The sequence below is a fragment of the Bradyrhizobium sp. ERR14 genome (genome assembly GCF_014198235.1).
Taxonomy (GTDB): Bacteria; Pseudomonadota; Alphaproteobacteria; order Rhizobiales; family Xanthobacteraceae; genus Bradyrhizobium.
Window position 1 is genome coordinate 42427 of the sequence record NZ_JACIHD010000005.1, and the last position, 19195, is coordinate 61621.

Annotated in this window: 20 protein-coding genes and 1 tRNA gene; 12 read left to right on the plus strand and 9 right to left on the minus strand. The window is 63.6% G+C overall.

Annotated features, from left to right (window positions below; all coding sequences use genetic code 11):
* Nucleotides 1-2 precede the first annotated feature (2 nt).
* On the plus strand, nucleotides 3-749 hold the full coding sequence (locus GGD62_RS16265) for a hypothetical protein (protein WP_183709044.1): 747 nt from the start codon (nucleotides 3-5) through the stop codon (nucleotides 747-749).
* Between the two features lie 214 nt (nucleotides 750-963).
* Here the strand turns inward: GGD62_RS16265 and GGD62_RS16270 are convergent, their stop codons facing one another.
* The 4 genes from GGD62_RS16270 to GGD62_RS16285 all read right to left on the minus strand — a co-directional run bounded on the left by GGD62_RS16270 (nucleotide 964) and on the right by GGD62_RS16285 (nucleotide 6311).
* Complete coding sequence (locus GGD62_RS16270) at nucleotides 964-2625, minus strand: Ig-like domain-containing protein (RefSeq protein WP_183709045.1); 1662 nt, start codon at nucleotides 2623-2625, stop codon at nucleotides 964-966.
* Between the two features lie 614 nt (nucleotides 2626-3239).
* Nucleotides 3240-4052, minus strand: a complete 813-nt coding sequence (locus GGD62_RS16275; protein WP_183709046.1) for an enoyl-CoA hydratase/isomerase family protein — start codon at nucleotides 4050-4052, stop codon at nucleotides 3240-3242.
* Between the two features lie 17 nt (nucleotides 4053-4069).
* Nucleotides 4070-5230 carry an acyl-CoA dehydrogenase family protein gene (locus tag GGD62_RS16280; protein ID WP_183237856.1) on the minus strand — a complete coding sequence of 387 codons (1161 nt, stop codon included), beginning with the start codon at nucleotides 5228-5230 and terminating at the stop codon, nucleotides 4070-4072.
* A gap of 16 nt (nucleotides 5231-5246) precedes the next feature.
* Nucleotides 5247-6311: an acyl-CoA dehydrogenase family protein gene (locus GGD62_RS16285; RefSeq protein WP_092261283.1), complete on the minus strand. Its 1065-nt coding sequence runs from the start codon at nucleotides 6309-6311 to the stop codon at nucleotides 5247-5249.
* Nucleotides 6312-6571: 260 nt separating this feature from the next.
* Here GGD62_RS16285 and GGD62_RS16290 point away from each other — a divergent pair, with 260 nt between their 5' ends.
* Nucleotides 6572-7357 carry an SDR family NAD(P)-dependent oxidoreductase gene (locus GGD62_RS16290; RefSeq protein ID WP_179732125.1) on the plus strand — a complete coding sequence of 262 codons (786 nt, stop codon included), beginning with the start codon at nucleotides 6572-6574 and terminating at the stop codon, nucleotides 7355-7357.
* A gap of 186 nt (nucleotides 7358-7543) precedes the next feature.
* Here the strand turns inward: GGD62_RS16290 and GGD62_RS16295 are convergent, their stop codons facing one another.
* Both GGD62_RS16295 and GGD62_RS16300 read right to left on the minus strand, forming a co-directional pair.
* Complete coding sequence (locus tag GGD62_RS16295; protein ID WP_018316463.1) at nucleotides 7544-7816, minus strand: GlsB/YeaQ/YmgE family stress response membrane protein; 273 nt, start codon at nucleotides 7814-7816, stop codon at nucleotides 7544-7546.
* A gap of 42 nt (nucleotides 7817-7858) precedes the next feature.
* On the minus strand, nucleotides 7859-8440 hold the full coding sequence (locus GGD62_RS16300) for a YidB family protein (RefSeq protein WP_020508623.1): 582 nt from the start codon (nucleotides 8438-8440) through the stop codon (nucleotides 7859-7861).
* A 162-nt stretch (nucleotides 8441-8602) separates the two neighbouring features.
* Here GGD62_RS16300 and GGD62_RS16305 point away from each other — a divergent pair, with 162 nt between their 5' ends.
* Complete coding sequence (locus GGD62_RS16305; protein WP_183709047.1) at nucleotides 8603-9610, plus strand: 2-dehydropantoate 2-reductase; 1008 nt, start codon at nucleotides 8603-8605, stop codon at nucleotides 9608-9610.
* A 31-nt stretch (nucleotides 9611-9641) separates the two neighbouring features.
* Nucleotides 9642-9839, plus strand: coding sequence for a hypothetical protein (locus tag GGD62_RS41845; protein WP_409333949.1), 198 nt, complete (start codon nucleotides 9642-9644; stop codon nucleotides 9837-9839).
* A 126-nt stretch (nucleotides 9840-9965) separates the two neighbouring features.
* Here GGD62_RS41845 and GGD62_RS16310 read toward each other — a convergent pair whose 3' ends face one another.
* Nucleotides 9966-10586 (minus strand): hypothetical protein, encoded by a 621-nt coding sequence (locus GGD62_RS16310; RefSeq protein ID WP_179732119.1) that lies wholly within the window; start codon nucleotides 10584-10586, stop codon nucleotides 9966-9968.
* Between the two features lie 240 nt (nucleotides 10587-10826).
* Between GGD62_RS16310 and GGD62_RS16315 the strand changes: the two genes are divergently transcribed.
* The 5 genes from GGD62_RS16315 (at nucleotide 10827) to GGD62_RS16335 (ending at nucleotide 15497) form a co-directional block, all read left to right on the plus strand.
* Entirely contained in the window at nucleotides 10827-12344 is a 1518-nt protein-coding gene (locus tag GGD62_RS16315) for an AMP-binding protein (RefSeq protein WP_183709048.1), read from the plus strand.
* Between the two features lie 19 nt (nucleotides 12345-12363).
* Complete coding sequence (locus tag GGD62_RS16320; protein ID WP_183709049.1) at nucleotides 12364-13002, plus strand: RraA family protein; 639 nt, start codon at nucleotides 12364-12366, stop codon at nucleotides 13000-13002.
* A 136-nt stretch (nucleotides 13003-13138) separates the two neighbouring features.
* The gene (locus GGD62_RS16325) at nucleotides 13139-14026 is read left to right on the plus strand and encodes a hypothetical protein (protein ID WP_157644204.1); all 888 of its coding nucleotides are present in this window, start codon (nucleotides 13139-13141) and stop codon (nucleotides 14024-14026) included.
* Between the two features lie 17 nt (nucleotides 14027-14043).
* Entirely contained in the window at nucleotides 14044-14415 is a 372-nt protein-coding gene (locus GGD62_RS16330; RefSeq protein ID WP_020508622.1) for a cupin domain-containing protein, read from the plus strand.
* A 125-nt stretch (nucleotides 14416-14540) separates the two neighbouring features.
* A complete protein-coding gene (locus GGD62_RS16335; protein ID WP_183709050.1) occupies nucleotides 14541-15497 on the plus strand; it encodes a tripartite tricarboxylate transporter substrate-binding protein in 957 nt (318 codons plus the stop codon).
* A 57-nt stretch (nucleotides 15498-15554) separates the two neighbouring features.
* On the opposite strand, the gene GGD62_RS16340 is transcribed toward GGD62_RS16335, so the two are convergent.
* Together GGD62_RS16340 and GGD62_RS16345 are read right to left on the minus strand one after the other, a co-directional pair.
* Nucleotides 15555-15848: a GYD domain-containing protein gene (locus GGD62_RS16340; protein ID WP_092261275.1), complete on the minus strand. Its 294-nt coding sequence runs from the start codon at nucleotides 15846-15848 to the stop codon at nucleotides 15555-15557.
* Between the two features lie 106 nt (nucleotides 15849-15954).
* Nucleotides 15955-16308: a VOC family protein gene (locus tag GGD62_RS16345; RefSeq protein WP_183709051.1), complete on the minus strand. Its 354-nt coding sequence runs from the start codon at nucleotides 16306-16308 to the stop codon at nucleotides 15955-15957.
* Between the two features lie 142 nt (nucleotides 16309-16450).
* Here GGD62_RS16345 and GGD62_RS16350 point away from each other — a divergent pair.
* The 3 genes from GGD62_RS16350 (at nucleotide 16451) to GGD62_RS16360 (ending at nucleotide 19189) form a co-directional block, all read left to right on the plus strand.
* A tRNA-Arg gene (locus GGD62_RS16350) sits at nucleotides 16451-16527 on the plus strand.
* Between the two features lie 263 nt (nucleotides 16528-16790).
* A complete protein-coding gene (locus tag GGD62_RS16355) occupies nucleotides 16791-17918 on the plus strand; it encodes a DUF2252 family protein (protein WP_179732099.1) in 1128 nt (375 codons plus the stop codon).
* A gap of 131 nt (nucleotides 17919-18049) precedes the next feature.
* Nucleotides 18050-19189: an amidohydrolase/deacetylase family metallohydrolase gene (locus tag GGD62_RS16360; protein WP_183709052.1), complete on the plus strand. Its 1140-nt coding sequence runs from the start codon at nucleotides 18050-18052 to the stop codon at nucleotides 19187-19189.
* The last annotated feature ends 6 nt before the right edge of the window (nucleotides 19190-19195 follow it).

Below are 19195 nucleotides of genomic sequence, written 5' to 3' on the forward strand. Positions count from 1 at the left end.
CCATGGCGCCCTATACGCGGTTGCGGCAGATCTGCCTGGTCGCGCCGCAGCTCGCGCCCGTGATCTCCGACATCGCGGAGATCATGGGCCTCGCCGTGTGCTACCGCGACGGCAATGTCGCAAAATACGGCCTGGAGAATGCGCTGCTTCCGGTCGACACGATCATGTTGGAGGTGGTGGCACCCTTCAAGGGCGGTACCACGGCCGGCCGCTTCATCGAGAAGACCGGCGGCCGCGGCGGCTATATGGCGATCTTCTGCTGCAATGATCCCGACGAGCGCGGTCGCAACGCCAATGCGCTTGGCGTGCGCACCGCCAACGTGATCGACCACGCGCCCTATCATGGCGTCCAGCTCCATCCCCGCGACTGCCGTGCTGCCTTCATCGAGTTCAATCACACCGAAGGCAGCGATGATGTTTTGGGGCCATATCCGCCGGCCGGACCGGACTGGCAGAAATTCATCCGCAAGGACGTGACGCAGGTGCTGACCGGCGTGGAGATGCAGAGCCCGGATCCGAAGGGGCTGGCGGAGCATTGGGGGAAGATCATCGGCGTTGCGGCTGAAGGTGCCGAGCTGAAACTGCCCAATGCGGCCTTCCGTTTCGTAAAAGGCGTCAGCGAGATCATGAGCGCGCTCGAGTTTCGGGTGGCTGACGTGGCGCAGGTGCTGCACGCTGCGAAGGCGAGAGGGCTCGCGGTTGCGGGGAACGAGTTTCTGCTCGGCGGGGTGACGTTCCGCGTGAATTGATTGCGCTGTACCCTCTTCCACAAGGGGCCTGTTGCGTTATCTGCTTTTAAGGCTGAGGACGCCAGGAGAGGAGGCCGCGGTCGCGGCAATTGCCGGCCAAGTTTGTAGTTGCCGCCCTTGGCGGGGCGGCTCAGGCGGCGATGTTGGCGGCCCACCGCCTCATGTTGAAGGCGATTGAAGCGAGCAGGACCTGCCCGCTTGGCCCGCCGCGCGGTCACACGAAGAAAAAGTCATTCGCGTGCAGTTGAGACGGAACGACGCCAGTCAACGTGATTGTGTCGTTCACGTCATAAGTGATCACCGTGTTGCCGTGCCCGTCGTTGGCCGCATGGGACTGCACGTCAGCAAAGGTTGCAAACAATGCGTCATCAATCTGGATATGATCCGCGTTCGGCTTGAAGTCGGTGATAACGTCCTTGCCGAAATGAGCGTTGAACACGAACGTGTCAGCGTCCTTGCCGCCGGTAAGGGTGTCGTTGTCCCGCCCGCCGACTAGCGCGTCGGGGCTGTTGCCGCCATTGAGGGTATCGTTGCCGTTGCCTCCATCAAGCACGGTTCGGCTCGTGCCTGCCTTCAGCGTGTCATTACTTTCGGTTCCCTTTACATAAGTCTGGCCCGTACCAATGGCCGAGACGGTTAGCCTGGCCGTGCTAGTGCCGCCATGCCCGTCGTCAACCGTATAGGTGAACGTATCTTGGGTCAGGACTTGCGACGCGCTGCCGCCCTTCGCGGCGGAATAGCTGTAGCTGCCGTCAGCATTCAACGTCAGCGTCCCGAACGCGCCAGCCAGCGCATGGCCGACATTGGCCGCTGCACCATTGACGGCGCTCACGTGCAAGGCGTCGCTGTCCGGGTCGGTATCGTTGGCGAGCACGCCTTGCGCGGCATTGGCGGTGACGACCTTCCCCTTTGCTACGCCGGTGATGTCGTCTTTCGCTAGCGGAGCCGAGTTGGTTACGGGAGTAGCCAAGAAGCTTTTTTGACCGATTCCCTCCTGAAAGTAAGCCCCTGTGATCTGACCGGAGTCATTGATGCTTAGCGCGGCGGTGGAGAAACTGAATGGAATATCGATGGTGGTGTAGTTACCGCCGCTGTAGAGGAAACCATGCTGAACGCCGTCCACGTCATAGTAATACCCCGTAATCTGGCCCGAGGCGTTGATGTCAACGGGGACCGTCGCAAACGCGAGCGGATAATCAATGGTGGTGTAACTGCCGCCGCTATAGAGGAAGCCGTGCTGAACAGAGTTGTCGTCATAGTAATTCCCCGTAACCTGGCCCGAGGCGTTGATGCTCTGGGCGAGCGTCGCGGCCGCGACCGGATAATCAATGGTGGTGTAGCTGCCGCCGCTGTAGAGGAAGCCATGATTGGTGGTGAAATCACTGTAGTACCCCGTAATTTGGCCGGAGTTGTTGATGCTCTGGGCGACCGTGGCACTAGTCCCGAAGGGGTCGTCGATCGTGGTGTAGTTGCCGCTGCTGTAGAGATAACTGTGAATGATGCCGTCGCCGGTGCTGTAGGTTCCGATGATCTGGCCAACATCATTGATAGCAACTGCACCGCTGTCGATGGCTAAGGGATGATCGATTGTGATGTAGCTGCCGCTGCTGTAAAGGAAGGCATGAGTATGGTTGCTAACTTCGGTGTAGTAGCCTACGACTTGAGATGAGCCGTTGATGTCCATGGCAAGAGTGCCGTTAAAGGCGGACGGAATTTCGATGTTGGTGTAGCTACCGTCGCTGTAGATGAAGCTGCGCCGATAGCTGACTTCGTTATCGTAATACCCCGTAATCTGGCCCGAGACGTTGATGCTTGTGGCAGTGGTCCAGTTGGTGGCAATCGGGTAGTCGATGGTGGTGTATGAGTAGGTGGCCATTGCGCCCTCCTATCATCGGCCGGGACATAGCCAGACCGGCCTAATTACTTCGTTGGTCTATCTCTAAGAGATCGAAGCGTTTTTAGTGCGGGCACTAAAATCGTGCTCGCCAAAGGCACAAGGCTGCCCATAGATCGAATCTTTCGGCACCGGCCGAGATGTCGGGTCTTAAACCCGAGGGTAGGCAGCTCTCCCAGAATTGCAGCATAAGACGACGAGACGTACCCACTACGCGGCTCAACGTCGCAGTCCTATGAGGTGATTCCGCCTCGATGCAAAACCTCTGCGATCTTCCTTTCCGGGCTAAGGCAATGCGCGTCAAAACATACCGCCCCGCTCCATCGTCGGGTGACAACGGTTTTTCACTTTGACCCAGTACTTGCTCCGACCAGCCTGATACGGCCGGTCTCGCCGTTTTGATACCAGTCCTTAGAGCTTGCCGGTGCTTTCGGGATTGCGGGACCGACTAGCTCCTAATGACATCAGAGAGCAGCAAACCGCGCGCACTGGCGACCTGGGACACCAATAGCCTATCGCATTTGAATTTGGGGCATCTTTTGTGTTCTCCATTCTCCCACAAGGGGAGAAGGAAGTGAGAACGTTCATCGCCGTGATCACCTCCCCCTAAAATTCGCCGCGCGCCGTTCTTCCGTGGCCTTCACGCCTTCTTTGAAATCCTCCGTCGCGCGCAGCCGGGTCTGCTCGGCGAGCTCGTGGTTGGTCGCGGCCATGACGCGGTCGGCGAGGCCATTGCGCATCGTGGCGCGGGTGGAGAGCAGGCCGAGCGGGGAGCATTCGGCGATCTCGCCGGCGAGCTTCATCGCGGCCGCCTTGACCTGATCCTGCGGCACCAGCTCGTTGGCGAGGCCCCACTTCACGGCTTCTTCGCCGGTGACGCGGCGGCTGGTGTAGAACATCAGCTCGGCGTTGTTCTTGCCGATCAGCTCAGGAAGAGTCGTCGTCAGGCCGAAGCCGGGATGGAAGCCGAGCTTGGTGAAGTTGGCTGAGAAGCGCGCTTCGGGGCAGGTGACGCGGAAGTCCGCCGACACCGCGAGACCCAATCCGCCGCCGATGGCGGCGCCCTGCACGGCGGCGACGATCGGCTTCTTGGCGCGGAAGATGCGCACGGCCTGGATGTAGAGATGGTTGATCGGCCCGAGATTGTCGGCGGGGTCGCCCTTCTTCTCGGCCTCGCGCGCCTCCTGCGCCTGCCGCGCCGGGTCGCCAAAGTTCGCGCCGGCGCAGAACGCCTTGCCCTGCGCCGAGAGCACCGAGCTGCGGATCTCGATGTCGCGGTCGAATTCGTCGAGCGCATCCGCGATCTGGTTGATCAGCGAGATGTCGAAGAAGTCCAGCGGCGGGCGGCGGATCTCGATGGTGCCGACATGTCCGACTTTCTCGACGCCGATGTCTTTGTAGGTGGTCATGATGATCCTCGAATGATTTAGCGCAGGCCCAATCCGCGGGCGATGATGCCGCGCAGCACCTCGGTGGTGCCGCCCTGGATGGTGAGTTTCGGTGCGGTCTTGATGGCGAAGTCGAGCTGTCGCTCCAAGGTCTCGCGGTTGGTCGCGGTCTCCTCGACGAAGGCAGCAAGGTCGCGGACGCGATGCGGAAGCTGCTGCTCCCACACCGTGCCGATATCCTTGACGATGGAGGCCTCGACCACAGGCTCCTTGCCGGCCTGCAGCATGCCGGCGACCGAGACCGACATGCGCCGCATGGTATGGAGCTGCGCCACCAGGCGCCCGATGCCTTCGGCGCTGCGCGTGTCGGGGTTCGGACCGACTGCGCGGACCAGCTCGGTCAGCACGTAATAGGTTTCGAGGAAACGCTCGGGGCCCGAACGCTCATAGGCGAGTTCGCTCGTCGCCTGCTTCCAGGCGCCGTCGACCTCGCCGAGCACGTGATCGTCAGGCACGAAGAAGTCGGTGAAGACGACCTCGTTGAACTCGTACTGGCCGGTGATCTGGCCGATCGGGTTCACCTTGATGCCCGGCTGCTTCATCTTGACCAGGAATTGCGTCAGGCCGTGGCGGCGGTTTTCCTTGGTCGGCTGTGACGTCCGGAAGATCGCGATCATGTAGTCGGCGATGTGGGCCGACGAGGTCCAGATCTTGGTGCCGTTGATCAGATAGCCGCCGTCGGTCTTGGTCGCGCGCGTCTTTGCCGCGAACAGGTCGGAGCCCGAATTCGGCTCGCTCATGCCGATCGCAAAGCAGATTTCGCCGCGACAGATCCGCGGCAGGATCTCCATCTTGATGTGCTCGGGCGCGTATTTCAGCAGCACCGGTCCGCTCTGGCGGTCGGCGACGAAGAAGCGCCGCGTGGGCGCATTCGCGACGCGCATCTCCTCGGTCACCACGTAGCGTTCGAGGAAGGAGCGCTCCTGGCCGCCATATTTTTTCGGCCAGGTCATCCCGAGCCAGCCCTTGGCGCCGACCCGGCGGGAAAATTCCGGCGCGTCGGTGTCCTCGCGATTGGGCTTGTGCGGATCGAAGGTGCCGGCGGCGATCTCTTCGGCGAGGAAGGCGCGCACTTCCTTACGCAATTGCTCGCACTTCTCGGGCAGGCGGATCGGATCGAAACGGAGGGCAGCGGTCATGTGTTTCTCTCCCTGATCAGCGCGACGCCACGAGCGGCCACAATTCGTCGGCGCCGCGGTTTGCGACCAGCTTGCCAAGCTCGACGGCCCAGTGGCTCTCCGAGCCGAAATCGTCGCGCCAGGCCAGCGCCCGCAGCGAATAGCGGTGCAGGATGTGCTCGAGGGTGAAGCCGATCGCGCCGTGCACCTGATGTGCGATGGCGCCGCCCTTTTCCGCGGCTTCCGCGCAGCGGATCTTTGCCGAGGCGGCTTCGAGATAGACCTCGTCGTCGAAACGCGACGCATTCGCGATGGCGTCGGCGGCCGAGGTTGCGGCGGCAAGAGCCGCGGCGGATTCGCCGGCGAGGCGGGCGAGATTGTGCTGCACGGCCTGGAATTTCGAGATCTTCTTCTCGAAGGCGACGCGTTCGTTGGAATAGCGCACGGAGATGTCGAGCATCGATTCCAGCGCACCCGCGATCTGCAGGCTGCGGGCAACGCCGCCCATCAGCATCATCGTGGTCTGGTCAAAGCCCTTCGGCGCGGCCTTGCGCGTGACGGGCTGGACCTTGTCGAGCGTCACGGTGTCGCTGTGGTCGTAGCCGACATTGAGGCCGGACTCGATCCGGACCTTGCCGGCATCGACCAGCGCGATCGAGACGCCATCCTTGCCGTGCGCCAGCACCGCAAAATGCTTTGCCGCTTTCGCAAAGGGCACGCCGCGGGCGCGGCCGGAAAGCGAGCCATCGGCATCGAGGGTGATGCGGTCCTTCGGCGATGCCGGCAGCACCGTCATCTCGCCCTCGGGCGATGCGATCTTCGCTTGCGCCAGCAGCCAGCCCGCCAGCATGGTCTCGGCCAGCGGAACCGCGACGGCGAAACGGCCGGCGGCGTTCAGAAGCGCAAAGCCGTCGGCAAGGCTCGCGCCGGAGCCGCCGAGATCGTCGGGCACCCAGGACAATGGCAGGCCGGCTTCGCTCAGCGCCCGCCACAGCGGCGCCTGCCAGGCATCCTTCTTGTCGTTGTTGATGGTTTGCGGATCGGCGAGATCGGCGAAGATCTTCTCCGCAGTCTCGACGACGATGTTGTCACTCTCCGCCACAGCGTTCCCCGTGTTTTGCCGTTGGCGCGGCCCGCCTGGTGGAGCGAACCGCGCAGGTCTTCTTGCGCCCGATGATCCGAAAAAGCCATGGCCCTGACAAGCGTTGATCGCAGGTCAACCTGCGGCGCGGGCATGGGGCAAGGACCAATAGGAGGCTAATTCCGCTTAGCGGAGTTTGCTTGATTTGCAGGGCGCCGCAAACTCGCTAAACAAGGCCAGCGACTTAAGGCTCGCATCAGAACCAGGGGAAGGAAATCCGGATGGCCAAAGACAGTCTGTGCGCAATCGTGACGGGGTCCGCATCCGGACTTGGCGCAGCAACCGCGGAAATCCTCGCGCGAAGCGGGGCGCGGCTCGTCATCAACTATTCCTCTAGCCAGAAAGAAGCCGAGGCCACCGCGGACGTCTGCCGCAAGGCGGGCTCTCCGGAAGTCCTGGTTGCGCAGGGCGACGTTTCAAAGGACGACGATTGCCGCAAGATCGTTGCGGCGGCCAGCGCCTGGGGCCGGCTCGACATCCTCGTCAACAATGCCGGCACCACCAAGCATGTCGCCCATGCCGATCTCGACGGATTGTCGGCTGAAGATTTCCAGCGCGTGTATGGCGTCAACACCATCGGCCCGTTCCAGATGGTGCGTGCCGCGCGCAGCCTGCTCGAAGCCGGCGCAAAGGCCTCGGAGCGGCCCTCCGCCGTGGTCAACGTGTCCTCGGTCGCCGGCATCAGCGGCGTCGGCTCGTCGATCGCCTACGCCGCGAGCAAGGGCGCGCTCAACACCATGACGCTGTCGCTGTCGCGCGCGCTGGCGCCGCTGATCCGCGTCAACACCGTCTGCCCCGGCTATATCGACACGCCCTGGTTCACCAAGGGCCGCGGCGAAGCCGGCGCCAAGCAGGTGCGCGACAGCGTGGTGGCGAAGGTGCCGCTCAAGGTCGCATCATCAGCCGAGGACATCGCGCAGCTCGTCTGCTTCCTGGCGATGCCGGCCTCCAGCAACATGACCGGCGAGGTCGTGCGCATGGATGCGGGGATGCATCTGATTACGTGAGATCGCGTTCCAATCTCCGGTGTCATCCCCGCCTAGTGCGCAATTGCGCACGGGGCGCGGGGATCCATAGCCACAGGGAGAAGTTTGGCGCGACTCCGGTCACTCCGTGTCTTGCCAAACCACTCCCTGTGGTTATGGGCCCCGGATCGGCGCGCGCTTATAGGTCGCGCCACAACGCGACAGTGACTACCCCTTGATCACACCGCTCGCGACCAGCCGGTGCCAGATGAACAGCACCACCACCGCGCCGAGTGTGGCCATGATAAAGCCGGCGCCCTGGTCTGGGCTGTAATGGCCGATCGCCTGGCCGATGAAGGTCGCGAGAAACGCGCCGGCGATGCCGAGGATGGTGGTGAGGATGAAGCCGCTCGGGTTGTTCGGTCCCGGCGCCAGCCAGCGCGCGATGAGGCCGGCGACGAAGCCGACGACGATGATCCACAACAGGCCGCCCATGCTCATGAGTGTGCTCCCCTTCCCGAAAGCGCGTCGATCAACGTCCGATTAAAGTCTGCCCGAGATCTCGTTCTCGGTCGGCAGCCGTCCGTCCGGGGTCAAATGGTCGACCACCTGTGGCAGATACTGGCTGAGGCCGTTGAGCAACTCGTCGCGCGACAGGCCGCTTTGGGCGGACAGGCTGTCGATCTGGTCGGCGCCGAGTGCGCTCGCAAGATCGCCCGGCGCGATCGGCTTGTTCTGACCCTTGCCGACCCAGGAGTTCGCAGCGTCGCCGTGGCCGCCCTGCTGAAGCTGATTGAGGAGATCGCCGAGGCCGCCGCTGAGCACGGTGCCGGCCGCGCCGCCTGCAAGCAGGCCGCCGAGGCCGCCTTTGAGCAGGCCTCCGAGACCGCCAAGACCGCCGCTGTCCGCGGTGTTCGCGTTCACCGGCGGAGGGGCCGGCGTCGGCGACGGCTGCGGCGCCGTACCGGACTGGTTTGCCGTCATGTGCTTGAACGCCTTCCAGGCAAGCAGGCCGAGCAGCGCCATGGTCATCGGCGACATGCCGCCGGAGGATTTCTCGGAGCTGGGTGTAGAGGGGCCGCGCGGGCCGTTCTGCATGCCGTTGAGGACGTCGAGTAGACCCATGGTGCTCTCCTTTGGCGTGTCGTTCGGCGAGCGCTCGCCGCTGACTGCCCCCGGGCCGAAAACATATGGGGCTCTCATGACGGTTACAAGGCGGCTGCGCAGCGATGGGCAGCCGGCCTCGCCTCTGCTATCGAGGGGCGATCGTTCAGGGAGCAAGGCGAGGTGATGACGGATCGACCGATCGTGGTGGCCGGCGCGGGCGCCATCGGCTGTTTCGTCGGCGGCATGCTGGCCGCCAGTGACCGCCGTGTCGCGCTGCTGGTGCGGCCGCGGGTGAAGACCGAGATCGAGCGGTTCGGCCTGCGATTGACGGATTTCGACGGCTCGGAGACGAAGCTCGGCGCAGGGCAGCTCGCGCTGTCCGAGGACCCCGCGATCTTCGACAGCGCCGGCATCGTGCTGGTCACGGTGAAGAGCGCCGACACCGCCGATGTCGCGGATCAGATCGCGCAGCATGCGCCTGAGGATGCCGTCATCGTTTCGCTGCAGAACGGCATCGGCAATATCGCGGTGCTGCGCGAGCGTCTCGGTGGGCGCCGCGTGCTCGCGGGCATGGTGCCGTTCAACGTGATCGCGATGGGCGAGGGCCGTTTCCACCGCTCGACCTCCGGCGACATCCATGTCGGAGAGAACCCTGAGAACACGGCCGCGGCATTGTCGGTATCCGGCCTCGCCGTGCGCGCGAGCCGCGACATCACCGGCGTGCAATGGGGCAAGCTGATCATCAATCTGAACAACGCGCTCAGCGCATTGTCCGACTTGCCGCTCGCCGCGCAACTGGCAAACCGCGACTGGCGCAGGCTGTTCGCCGACCAGATGGCCGAAGGGCTGGCCGCGCTGAAGGCCGCCGGCATCGCGCCGCTCTCGGCGACGCCGATCCCGATGAACTGGACGCCGGCCTTGCTGCGGCTGCCCGACATGATCTTCAATGCGATCCTGGGACGGACCATGAAGATCGATCCCGAGGCGCGCTCCTCGATGTGGCAGGATTTGAAACAGGGACGCAAGACCGAGATCGACTATCTCCAGGGTGCCGTCATCGCGCTCGCCGAGCAAAACCATGTCGAGGTGCCGCTGATGCGCCGTATTGTTGCGCTGATCAAGGAGGCCGAAGCCGCCGGCAACGGTCCGCCGCGGCTGACGCCGCAGCAGATTCGCGCGGTGGTTTGAGTGCAAGGAGGGACCGACGAAACGTAGCTTGATGATCGGGCTCGCGCTTGCCGCGCTTTGCGGCGCATCGACGCTCGCTCTTGCGAGACCGCCGACGGTCGTGAACTCGCCCGGCTATGATAGGCGGTTGCAGGAGAGCAGGTCGCAGTTGGGCAGCTCGCCGACGACTGCGCCGGTGGATGTGCCAACGGTCAAATCGAAGCGAGGCAAGAAGAAGCAACCGAACTGACGTTCCACACCCCGCTGTCGTAGGGTGGGCAAAGCGGAGCGTGCCCACCAACTTTCTTTGTCTTGCCAGGGTGGTGGGCACGGCGCTTGCGCGCCTTTGCCCATCCTACAAGTCAGTGCGAGGAGCTTAACCCTTCTTCGCCGGCTTGCTCGGGGTCGGATTGAACAGCTTTTTCAAATCGTTCAAGCTCTCCGACAGCCGCGGCCATTCGCAGGAGAATGAGCCTTTGGTGCACGCGCCCTTCGGGCGCTGACCGACGGTCTGCTGCACCTTTGGCCGCTCGACCGGGACGGGCACGCGCGCGACGTCGGTTCGCAGCGCGACCTGCTGGAGTTGCCGCGCCTGCAGTTCCTGCTGCTCGCGCTGTTGACGGGCGGCGGCCTCGGCCGCTTCGTTGCTGCGGCGCTCTTTGGCCAGATAGGCGGTGTAAGCTGCGTCGATCTTCTTCTGCTCCTCCGGCGTCGGATTGGGGCCGGCGATGTCGAAGGTGCGATCCTGCAGGAAGTCGTAATAGGAATAACCCCCGCCTGCCTTGCGGCGGCCGGCGAACTTGGCGTTGCAATCGGCAAGCGCGGATGTCTTCTCGGACTTGGTCGCGGCCTTCTCGGCGGCGTCGGCGCATTCCTCGAAATCGACCGGCGCGCGTTTCCACCATTGCGCCTGGGCATGCGCGTGCGTCAGCAGGAAAAATCCTGCCGCGGCAACAAGAACCAGCGCCGCACGACGCAATGCTATCACGGACGACATTCTACGAGAGCATTCCTTGCAAAACTCAACCCGAACTGAGTCGAGCCAGATTTTTGCCTCTTTATCGCCGGCTTGTCACCCATGGAACCCGGGAATTTCATGGCTGGGATGCTGACATTTTGTGCTTGACGTGGCGCGTGAGTCACAGCGCCGCGCCGGCGGGCTGCTACACTTCGCCTTGCGAGCGCCTCACCTGAGGCGGCGCCAAGAAAGACCCAAGAAACGAAATGGAAACGCCCGATGCTGCTGCCCCTGTCTGACGTGCCGCGCTGGTACGCTGAACGCAAACCACATGGCACGATTGCAATCCGTCACGGGCAGGACACGCTGACATGGGACGAGCTCGAGCGCGGCGCCAACCGGCGCGCGCGGGCGTTCATGGCCAAAGGCGTCAAGCCCGGCGACTTCGTCGCGATCGGACTGCCCAACGGCAACGCGTTCTTCGAGACCTCCTTTGCGGTGTGGAAGTGCGGTGCGACGCCGACGTCGCTGTCATGGCGACTGCCGCGCGGCGAGGCCGCTGCCGTGCTCGACATCCTCAAGCCGGCGCTGGTGGTCGGCGGCGAGGCTGACTGGAGCGCGCCGAACCGCCTGCCTGCGGATTTCGTGCCGGAAGGATTTTCGGACCAGGCGCTGACGCTGCCGGTGGCGCGCTACTGGAAAGCCATGACCTCGGGCGGCTCGACCGGCCGGCCGAAAGTGATCCTCGATCATCAGCCGGCCGTGACCGACACGGTCGCCGCGCCGCCGCTCAACATCCCCTTCGGGGTCTCGCTGCTCAATCCGGGGCCGCTCTACCACAATGCGCCGTTCATCGTGTCGCACTACGCCCTGTTCACCGGCGGCCAGCTCACCGGTCTCGTCAAGTTCGACGCCGAGGAGACATTGCGGCAGATCGAACGCGAGCGCGTGCAATGGGTCAATTTCGTGCCGACCATGATGCACCGGATCTGGGCGCTGCCGGAGCAGGTGCGCAACGCCTACGATCTGTCGAGCCTTCAGACCGTCTTCCACATGGCGGCGCCGATGCCGCCCTGGCTGAAGGAGAACTGGATCGCCTGGCTCGGCCCCGAGCGGATCTGGGAGCTCTATGGCGGCACCGAGCGGCAAGGCTCATGCATCATCTCCGGCACGGAATGGCTGACGCACAAGGGCTCGGTGGGCAAGATCGGCGAGATGGCGCGCTTACGCATTATCGGCGAGGACGGCAACGACGTCGCGCCCGGCGAGACCGGCGAGATCTATTTCCTCAACAATGACGGCAGGGACGCCACCTATCATTATCTCGGCGCCGAGCCGAAGCGCCGCAGCGATGGTTGGGAATCACTCGGTGATATCGGCAGGCTGGATGCGGAAGGCTATCTCTATCTCGGCGACCGCCTCGCCGACATGGTGCTGCGCGGCGGCGCCAACATCTATCCGGCCGAGGTCGAGGCTGCCGTCTCCGAGTCTCCCGGCGTGCGATCCTGCGTCGTGGTGGGACTGCCCGATCCGGAATTGGGCCAGCGCGTGCACGCCATCATCGAGCCGGAGGGCGATGCCGACGGCCAGGCGATCGCCGACGGCATGGCGGAGTTCTTGAAGGACAGGCTCAGCCGCTACAAGCATCCGGAAAGCTTCGAGATCGTCGGCGCCCCGCCGCGCGATGATTCAGGCAAGGTTCGCAGAACACTGTTGCGCGACGAGCGCGCGGCGTGGATGAAGGAAGGGCGCGCCTTCCGGATCATGCCGGCGAAGGCGCGGGCGCACGCCGATTAAGAAGGAAGGATTTTTGGACATGACCATCACGATCGCAGCCAGCAGCGTGCCGAAACCGCCGGCCGAGATCATCGAGGGTTTTCGCGGTGCGCCGACCTCGGTCATCTCAGACAATCTCGCCCGGCTGCCCGGCGCGGTCGGGCTAAAACCGTATCATCGCGGGGCTAAGCTGGTGGGCACCGCCTTCACGGTGCGCACGCGCCCCGGCGACAATCTCGCCATCCACCGCGCGCTCGAGCTGGTCGGTCCCGGCGACGTCATCGTGGTCGATGGCGGTGGTGACGAGACGCGCGCGCTGGTGGGCGAGATTATGAAGAACATCGCGCAATGGCGCAAAGCGGAAGGCTATGTGATCGACGGTGCGATCCGCGATGTCGCGGCCTTCGCGGCCGACAACTTCCCCTGCTACGCCCGTGCGGTGATCCACCGCGGTCCTTACAAGAACGGTCCCGGCGAGATCAACGTGCCTGTCACGATCGGCGGCAGCGTGATTGCGCCCGGCGACATCGTGGTTGGCGACGAGGACGGCGTGGTGTCGTTTCCCGCCGCCGGCGCCGCGGCGCTGCTCGAAGCGGTCCGCGCCCAGGTCGCGCGCGAGGAGGAAACCATGAAGGCGATCCGCGAGGGCCGTTATCAGGGCTCTTATGGCAAGACTTGATCAGGCGGGCTTAAGTCAAGGCAATGGCTGAACTGATCGAAAGCCGACGTCAGCCATCTGCTATTTTCGAAAGTGATTCACGACCTTTGTTTCGGCCAAAGTTCTCTCATGCTTTTTGATGCTGAGGCTACTTTACATGATGAGGAATTACGCGATCGTCCTGCCCAGCTTCCTCCTTCTGTGGATGTCCGGAAGCAACGAGGTCAGCTCGGCGAAAATGCGCGAGGCCACCAACACTCATCCCACGCCGGCGATCGGCACTGTCGCTTTGACGGATGCGGAACGGCGGATGACGGAGGAGACTTATGCAAAGGTAACGGGGCTGTCCCAAGGTGAGGTGGGAAAGCGCTTCGCGGCAAGTGGTGTCTTGCGATGTCCCGGCGGAGCCAGCAGCGCTCAAGTCACCGGAGCGCGCGACGTGATCACGACGGTGGCTCACGCGTTTCGGGACGCTTGCAAGCCTCATACGTCACCAGAGAAGTGCATATTCGAATACTATTTGGGAGCGGAGAAGCGGATCATTCCCTTGTCGGCAGCGCTATGGATGGGCACCTGCGTCGATGCTGCACCGAGGCAGGGCAGCGTCGATTGGGCCGTCGCAAGACTTAGATTTCCCGCAGATGTGACGCCGTACGAAATATATGAGCAGCCCGAAACTCTCGTGGAGCTGGAGCGTGTTCTGGCAGTTGTCGGTTATGATATCGAAGCCACAGGAAAGAGGGACAAGGACGGGCCGTTCAACAAGACGATCCAGGAGTGCCAAATCCGCGACGTGAGGGATTGGCAGACATTTGAAACGAACTGCGAGTTCGAGTTCGGGGCATCAGGAAGCGCCCTCTTTCGCCAGTGGGGCCGTCGAATGACTTTGCTTGGCGTCGTTTTCGGGGACTATCACGACGAAGAATATTGTCCACGAGGCGGCTGCGAGTTCAAGAGCCGGAGATGGTCGAGCTTGTTTGTGACCTTAAGGGGCGAGTTCAAAGACCGGCTCGTGGCCGCCGTACGTCAGTCGGCAGCAAGATGAAACGAAGGGAGAATGACGTGAGTCAGAAGGAAGAATTCCACAATATCGATGATCCCAGCGACGGGCTGTTCCGCGAGCTCGCGGCGGGGGTGACCACGCGCATCTTCTCCGGCGAGCAGGCGATGCTGTCGGTGGTGACGCTGGCGCCGCATGCGCAAGGCACGCTGCACCATCATCCCGAGGAGCAATGGGGCGTGCTGCTCGATGGCTCCGCCATCCGCGTCCAGGGCGATGAGGAAATTGCCGTGACGAAGGGCGATTTCTGGCGCACCCCGGGCAATGTGCCGCACACCATGCGCGCCGGCCCCAATGGGGCCCGGGTGCTGGACATCTTCAGTCCGCCTCGGCCAGAATACAAGAAAGCTGGGTCGGGCTTCGGGACGACTTAAGCGCTGCGCGCTTAGGGTATTTTCTTGAGCATGATCTTATCGGAAAACCGCTGCCCACTTTTCCGGATCATGCTGTAGCGCCAAAGAGCAAAAGCCGGGCGCCGAAACCAAAAAGGGAGGGGACCATGACGATCACACGACGCACGCTGCTGGCTGCACCGGCCATTCTCGCATTGACGCCGGCGATGGCGCAGGCCGGCAAGATCACGCTGGTGGTGCCGTTTCCGCCGGGCGGCTCGACCGATGCGATGGCGCGGCTGCTGCAGGCCAGCCTGCAAACCAAGCTCGGTCGCATCGTCGTGGTCGAGAACAAGTCGGGCGCCGCGGGCGCGCTCGGCGCGGCGCAAGTCGCCAAGAGCCCGGCGGACGGCACCTCGTTCCTGGTGACGTTCGATTCCCATGCTGTGATTCCGTCGATCCTCGACAAGCCGCCGGTCGACGTCGAGCGCGAGCTGATGCCGGTGCTGCTGATCGGCACTGCGCCCTATGTGATCGCCGCCGGCGCCGGCCGCCCCTACAAGAGCTTTGCCGATGTGGTAGCCGCCTGCAAGGCGACTCCGGGCGCGGTGAAATATGCGTCCGTCGGCATCGGCACGCTCGGCCATCTCGCCATGACCGTGCTCGGCAGCAAGGCTGGGGTCGAGATCATGCACGTGCCTTATCGCGGCGGCGGGCCGGCCATGAACGACGTGCTCGGCGGCCATGTCGATCTCATCGCGGGATCGGCCGCGCTGGTCGCCGCCCAGCTTGGCACCAACATGCTGCGTCCGATCCTGCAGCTCGGCCGCGAGCGGCTGCCGGCCTTGGGGGATACGCAGACCGCGATCGAGGCGGGCTTTCCCGATTTCGAGACGCTGGCCTGGTGGGGCATCTTCGCGCCCGCAGGCACGCCGCCCGATATCGTCGCAGCCTTCGCGGCGGCGTCCAAGGAGATACTGAGCGAGCCCGCGACCGCCGCCCAGCTCAATGACACCCAGCACATGACGCTGCTGCTCCAGGACGGCGCCGCCTTCAAGACCTTCTTCGACAAGCAGGTCGCCACTTGGGGCAAGGTGGTCAAGGACAACAATATCAGGGCGTGAGAGGCCTCTGCCCGGGATTGCCATCCCGGGTCCGGTGCGCTCGCGCGGGCCTGAGCGTCAGAGCATCTTGCCGACGATCTTTGTCATATCCGCTGCCGAAAACGCGCGCAGCGTTTCGGTGCGGACGTTGCCGAGTGCGCTGAGACTCAGGCTGAGCGACATCGCGGCAGCCTCATCTGGAGCCTCGATAACGGTCACAACGTCATATCGTCCCTGCGTCCAGACGATCTCTTTCACAGTCACGCCGAACGTTTTGGCCATCTCCTTGAAGGCGTCTGCCCGCTTCGGCGAGTCCTTGACGTTGCGGACTCCCTGATCCGTGAAGTTCGACAGCACAACATAGGTTACCATGGTCGTCCTCCCTGGTTAGAACTTGAGGAAACCGCGCTGAGCTTGCCACGGCGGCTGAGACAGCGCTACTTGCGCGTTGGAACGTCAGCAGATGCGACTTATTCGGTCAGGACAACGGCCGTGCGAAACTGAGCTCATGGCCGTCGGGGTCGGTGAGATGGAAGTAGCGCTCACCCCATTCCGCATCGCGCGGCGTCGTCGACGGCTGCCACCCGGCAGCGCGCGCCTGTGCGTAGGTCTCGTCGACATCGGCCACGTAGAAGATGACGCGGCCCCACCAGAACCAGCGCTTGTCTTCCGGTTGCGCAGTCAGATTGAGATAGCCGCTGCCGGCGCGGAAGCTCGTGAATGCGGCGGCTTCGCCACCATACAGGAGCTCGAACCCCAGCGATCGGTAGAAGTGCACGGCGAGCTCCATGTCATGCGTGCCGAGCGTGATGGCGCTGATGCTTTCGATCATGTGAGCTGCTCCGCTGAGGGGGGCCTGGCAGCGATTGTATAGCCACCCCGTTCAGGTTGACGATGGTCTGGCCCGCCTGACGGCTGGCGAACCGCATTTTGCTCTGCTATGACGGGATCGAACCCGTACCCACGGGTTCCGCGGTCCCGTAGCTCAGCCGGATAGAGCGACGGTTTCCTAAACCGTAGGTCGGAAGTTCGAGTCTTCCCGGGATCGCCAATATCTCAGATACTTGACGTGATTGCGGGCCGCCCCCAGGGGGCTTGCGTGCGCCTTCCCCAATCCTTTGGCTTCGCCCTCGTGTTCGCCCGTCATCCCGCCGCTGACGATGGCAAGGTCATGTCGTCCCGGCTAGCGGAAGGGTAGCGGCGGGGCTATCCTGCTCGCTTTGTAATTGAAGATCTGGACGCCCTGCGCCGCAGCTCGCAGCAATCATTTCCACAGGGCTCGCTCATCATCACTCGCTTCAGGAAGCTCTGGCCGTGATCAAGCAAACGTCAAACAGAAGCGGCGGGATCGAGCCGCGTTCATTTCTGGACGACAACAAGGCGTTCGAGCGCTGGCTGCGTTCCCAATGCACTGTCGTCGAGCCCGACCTCGACGAAAAGCACAAGAAGATGAAAGATGACCCGTTCGTCTTCCTTCGTGCAACTTTCTTCCGCTGGGCCAGGTGTATCGAAGCGCTCTGCCCGGAGTTGAAGGACGCGCCGCGGGTGCCGTCCGTGGGCGACACTCATATCGAGAATTTCGGCACCTGGCGCGACGCGGAGGGACGTCTCGTCTGGGGCGTCAACGATTTCGACGAGGCCGCGAGCATCGCCTATCCCTTCGATCTCGTACGCCTGGCGACGAGCGCGCGACTGGCGCCAAAGGCCAGGAAAAAGAAGGCGAGGGCCATGACCCATGTCGGCAATGGCGACGCCGCCATGGCGATTCTCGATGGTTACAAGAAGGGTCTCAAGAAGCCGCTGCCCTCGCTGCTGGATGAGCAGGCGAGCTGGATGCGCGCTTATGTGGCATGCACCGACGACGAACGTCAGGAGTTCTGGGACGACGTGAAGAACTACCCGCGGGCGAAGCCACCGTCCCCTGTTGCCGCAGCCCTCCGCAAGAAACTACCGCCCGGCGCCTCATCCGGTCGCTTCGCGACGCGCGTGGCAGGTGTCGGCAGCCTGGGCCGGCCGCGTTTTCTCGTCATCGCCGACTGGTGCGGCGGCCAGATCGTCAGGGAAGCCAAGGCGCTGGTGCCGTCGGCCTGGGATTGGGCGCATGACCAGCAGGGCAGGCTGCGCTTCCTTGATCTCGCCAAAGCTCCGTATCGAGCTCCCGATCCACACCTCGCGCTCGAACGTCGGAGCGGCTTCGTGATCCGGCGCCTTGCGCCCGACTCCCGCAAGATCAATCTCGGGGATCACGCGAACATGAGCCTGGAGCTCGATCTGCTCAACGTCATGGGCTTCGACATCGGCGCCATTCATGCCGCCAAGGGTGCATCGGAGAGGATCGCTGCAGATCTGAGCAAGCGCGACAATGATTGGCTCCATGCCGCTGCAAAGGCCGCCGCCGCATTCGTCGAGGACGACTTCAGGGCGTGGCGCAGGCACGGTTGACCGGCGAGCGCCGGCCCCGTTCTCGATTGTCCCTGTGCTTTGCTCGATTGGTGCAAGATTTGCTATAGGCCATTTGAAAGAGGCAGGAAGCGGCTTGGCCCGCGCCCGCCATGCCACGTCCGGAGACAAAAATGACTTTCGACTTGATCCTGCGCGGGGGCCGAGTGATCGACCCCTCCCAGAAGCTCGATGCCGTGATGGACGTCGCCTTTGCCGGCGGCAAGGTGGCGGCAGTCGGCACCGGGCTCAAGGCGGATCCGGGCACCGAGGTGCGCGACGCTTCGAAATACATCGTGACGCCGGGGCTGATCGATCTCCACACCCATGTCTATTGGGGCGGCACCTCGCTCGGCATCGATGCCGAGGAATTCTGCCGCCTCTCCGGCGTCACTACCGCGGTCGACACCGGCAGCGCCGGGCCCGGCAATTTCGCCGGCTTCCGCAAGCATGTGATCGAGCCGAGCCAGGTCCGCATCCTCGCTTATTTGCACGTTTCCCATGCCGGCATCTTCGGCTTCTCGCACCGGATCATGGTCGGCGAGAGCGAGGAGCTGCGGCTGATGAACCCGATCGAGGCGGCCAAGGTGGCCGATGCCAACCGCGATCTCATCGTCGGCATCAAGGTCCGCGTGGGCCTGCATTCCTCGGGTACCTCGGGCGCGGTGCCGCTCGACATCGCGATCGAGGTCGCCAACGAGGTCGGCATGCCCTTGATGGCGCATATCGACCATCCGCCGCCGAGCTATGAGGAGGTGCTGGCACGCCTCCGTCCCGGGGACGTGCTGACCCATGCGTTCCGCCCGTTCCCGAACACGCCGGCAACCGCGCAGGGCACGGTGAAGAAGGCGGTGCTGGACGCGCGCGAGCGCGGCGTGCTGTTCGACATCGGCCACGGCAAGGGCTCGTTCGCGTTCAAGACCGCGCGCGCGATGCTCGCGAACGGCTTCTATCCGGATACCATCTCCTCCGACATCCACCAGCTCTGCATCGACGGCCCGGCCTATGACCAGGTCACGACCATGTCGAAATTCCTCTGCATGGGCATGGAGCTATCCGACGTGATCGCGGCCTCGACGGTGAATGCGGCGATGGCGCTGCGTCGCCCCGAGCTCGGCAGCCTCAAGCCCGGCTGCGTCGGCGACGCCACGCTTGTTACGGTCAGGCAGGGCCAGTTCGACTACGAGGACGTCGTCGGCGAGCATTTGATCGGCGACCGCAAGATCGTCTCCGAAGGCGTCGTCATCGGCGGCCGCTGGTGGCATCCGAACTGAGGCGGC

What these genes read in the sequence shown, in the direction of transcription:
- GGD62_RS16320 (WP_183709049.1), top strand. Translation starts at nt 12,364, where the DNA reads ATGACCATCACGATCGCAGCCAGCAGCGTGCCGAAACCGCCGGCCGAG.
- GGD62_RS16280 (WP_183237856.1), bottom strand. Translation starts at nt 5,230, where the DNA reads ATGACCGCTGCCCTCCGTTTCGATCCGATCCGCCTGCCCGAGAAGTGC.
- GGD62_RS16345 (WP_183709051.1), bottom strand. Translation starts at nt 16,308, where the DNA reads ATGATCGAAAGCATCAGCGCCATCACGCTCGGCACGCATGACATGGAG.
- GGD62_RS16270 (WP_183709045.1), bottom strand. Translation starts at nt 2,625, where the DNA reads ATGGCCACCTACTCATACACCACCATCGACTACCCGATTGCCACCAAC.
- GGD62_RS16315 (WP_183709048.1), top strand. Translation starts at nt 10,827, where the DNA reads ATGCTGCTGCCCCTGTCTGACGTGCCGCGCTGGTACGCTGAACGCAAA.
- GGD62_RS16275 (WP_183709046.1), bottom strand. Translation starts at nt 4,052, where the DNA reads ATGACCACCTACAAAGACATCGGCGTCGAGAAAGTCGGACATGTCGGC.
- GGD62_RS16340 (WP_092261275.1), bottom strand. Translation starts at nt 15,848, where the DNA reads ATGGTAACCTATGTTGTGCTGTCGAACTTCACGGATCAGGGAGTCCGC.
- GGD62_RS16295 (WP_018316463.1), bottom strand. Translation starts at nt 7,816, where the DNA reads ATGAGCATGGGCGGCCTGTTGTGGATCATCGTCGTCGGCTTCGTCGCC.
- GGD62_RS16335 (WP_183709050.1), top strand. Translation starts at nt 14,541, where the DNA reads ATGACGATCACACGACGCACGCTGCTGGCTGCACCGGCCATTCTCGCA.
- GGD62_RS16360 (WP_183709052.1), top strand. Translation starts at nt 18,050, where the DNA reads ATGACTTTCGACTTGATCCTGCGCGGGGGCCGAGTGATCGACCCCTCC.
- GGD62_RS16290 (WP_179732125.1), top strand. Translation starts at nt 6,572, where the DNA reads ATGGCCAAAGACAGTCTGTGCGCAATCGTGACGGGGTCCGCATCCGGA.
- GGD62_RS16265 (WP_183709044.1), top strand. Translation starts at nt 3, where the DNA reads ATGGCGCCCTATACGCGGTTGCGGCAGATCTGCCTGGTCGCGCCGCAG.
- GGD62_RS41845 (WP_409333949.1), top strand. Translation starts at nt 9,642, where the DNA reads ATGATCGGGCTCGCGCTTGCCGCGCTTTGCGGCGCATCGACGCTCGCT.
- GGD62_RS16300 (WP_020508623.1), bottom strand. Translation starts at nt 8,440, where the DNA reads ATGGGTCTACTCGACGTCCTCAACGGCATGCAGAACGGCCCGCGCGGC.
- GGD62_RS16310 (WP_179732119.1), bottom strand. Translation starts at nt 10,586, where the DNA reads ATGTCGTCCGTGATAGCATTGCGTCGTGCGGCGCTGGTTCTTGTTGCC.
- GGD62_RS16325 (WP_157644204.1), top strand. Translation starts at nt 13,139, where the DNA reads ATGATGAGGAATTACGCGATCGTCCTGCCCAGCTTCCTCCTTCTGTGG.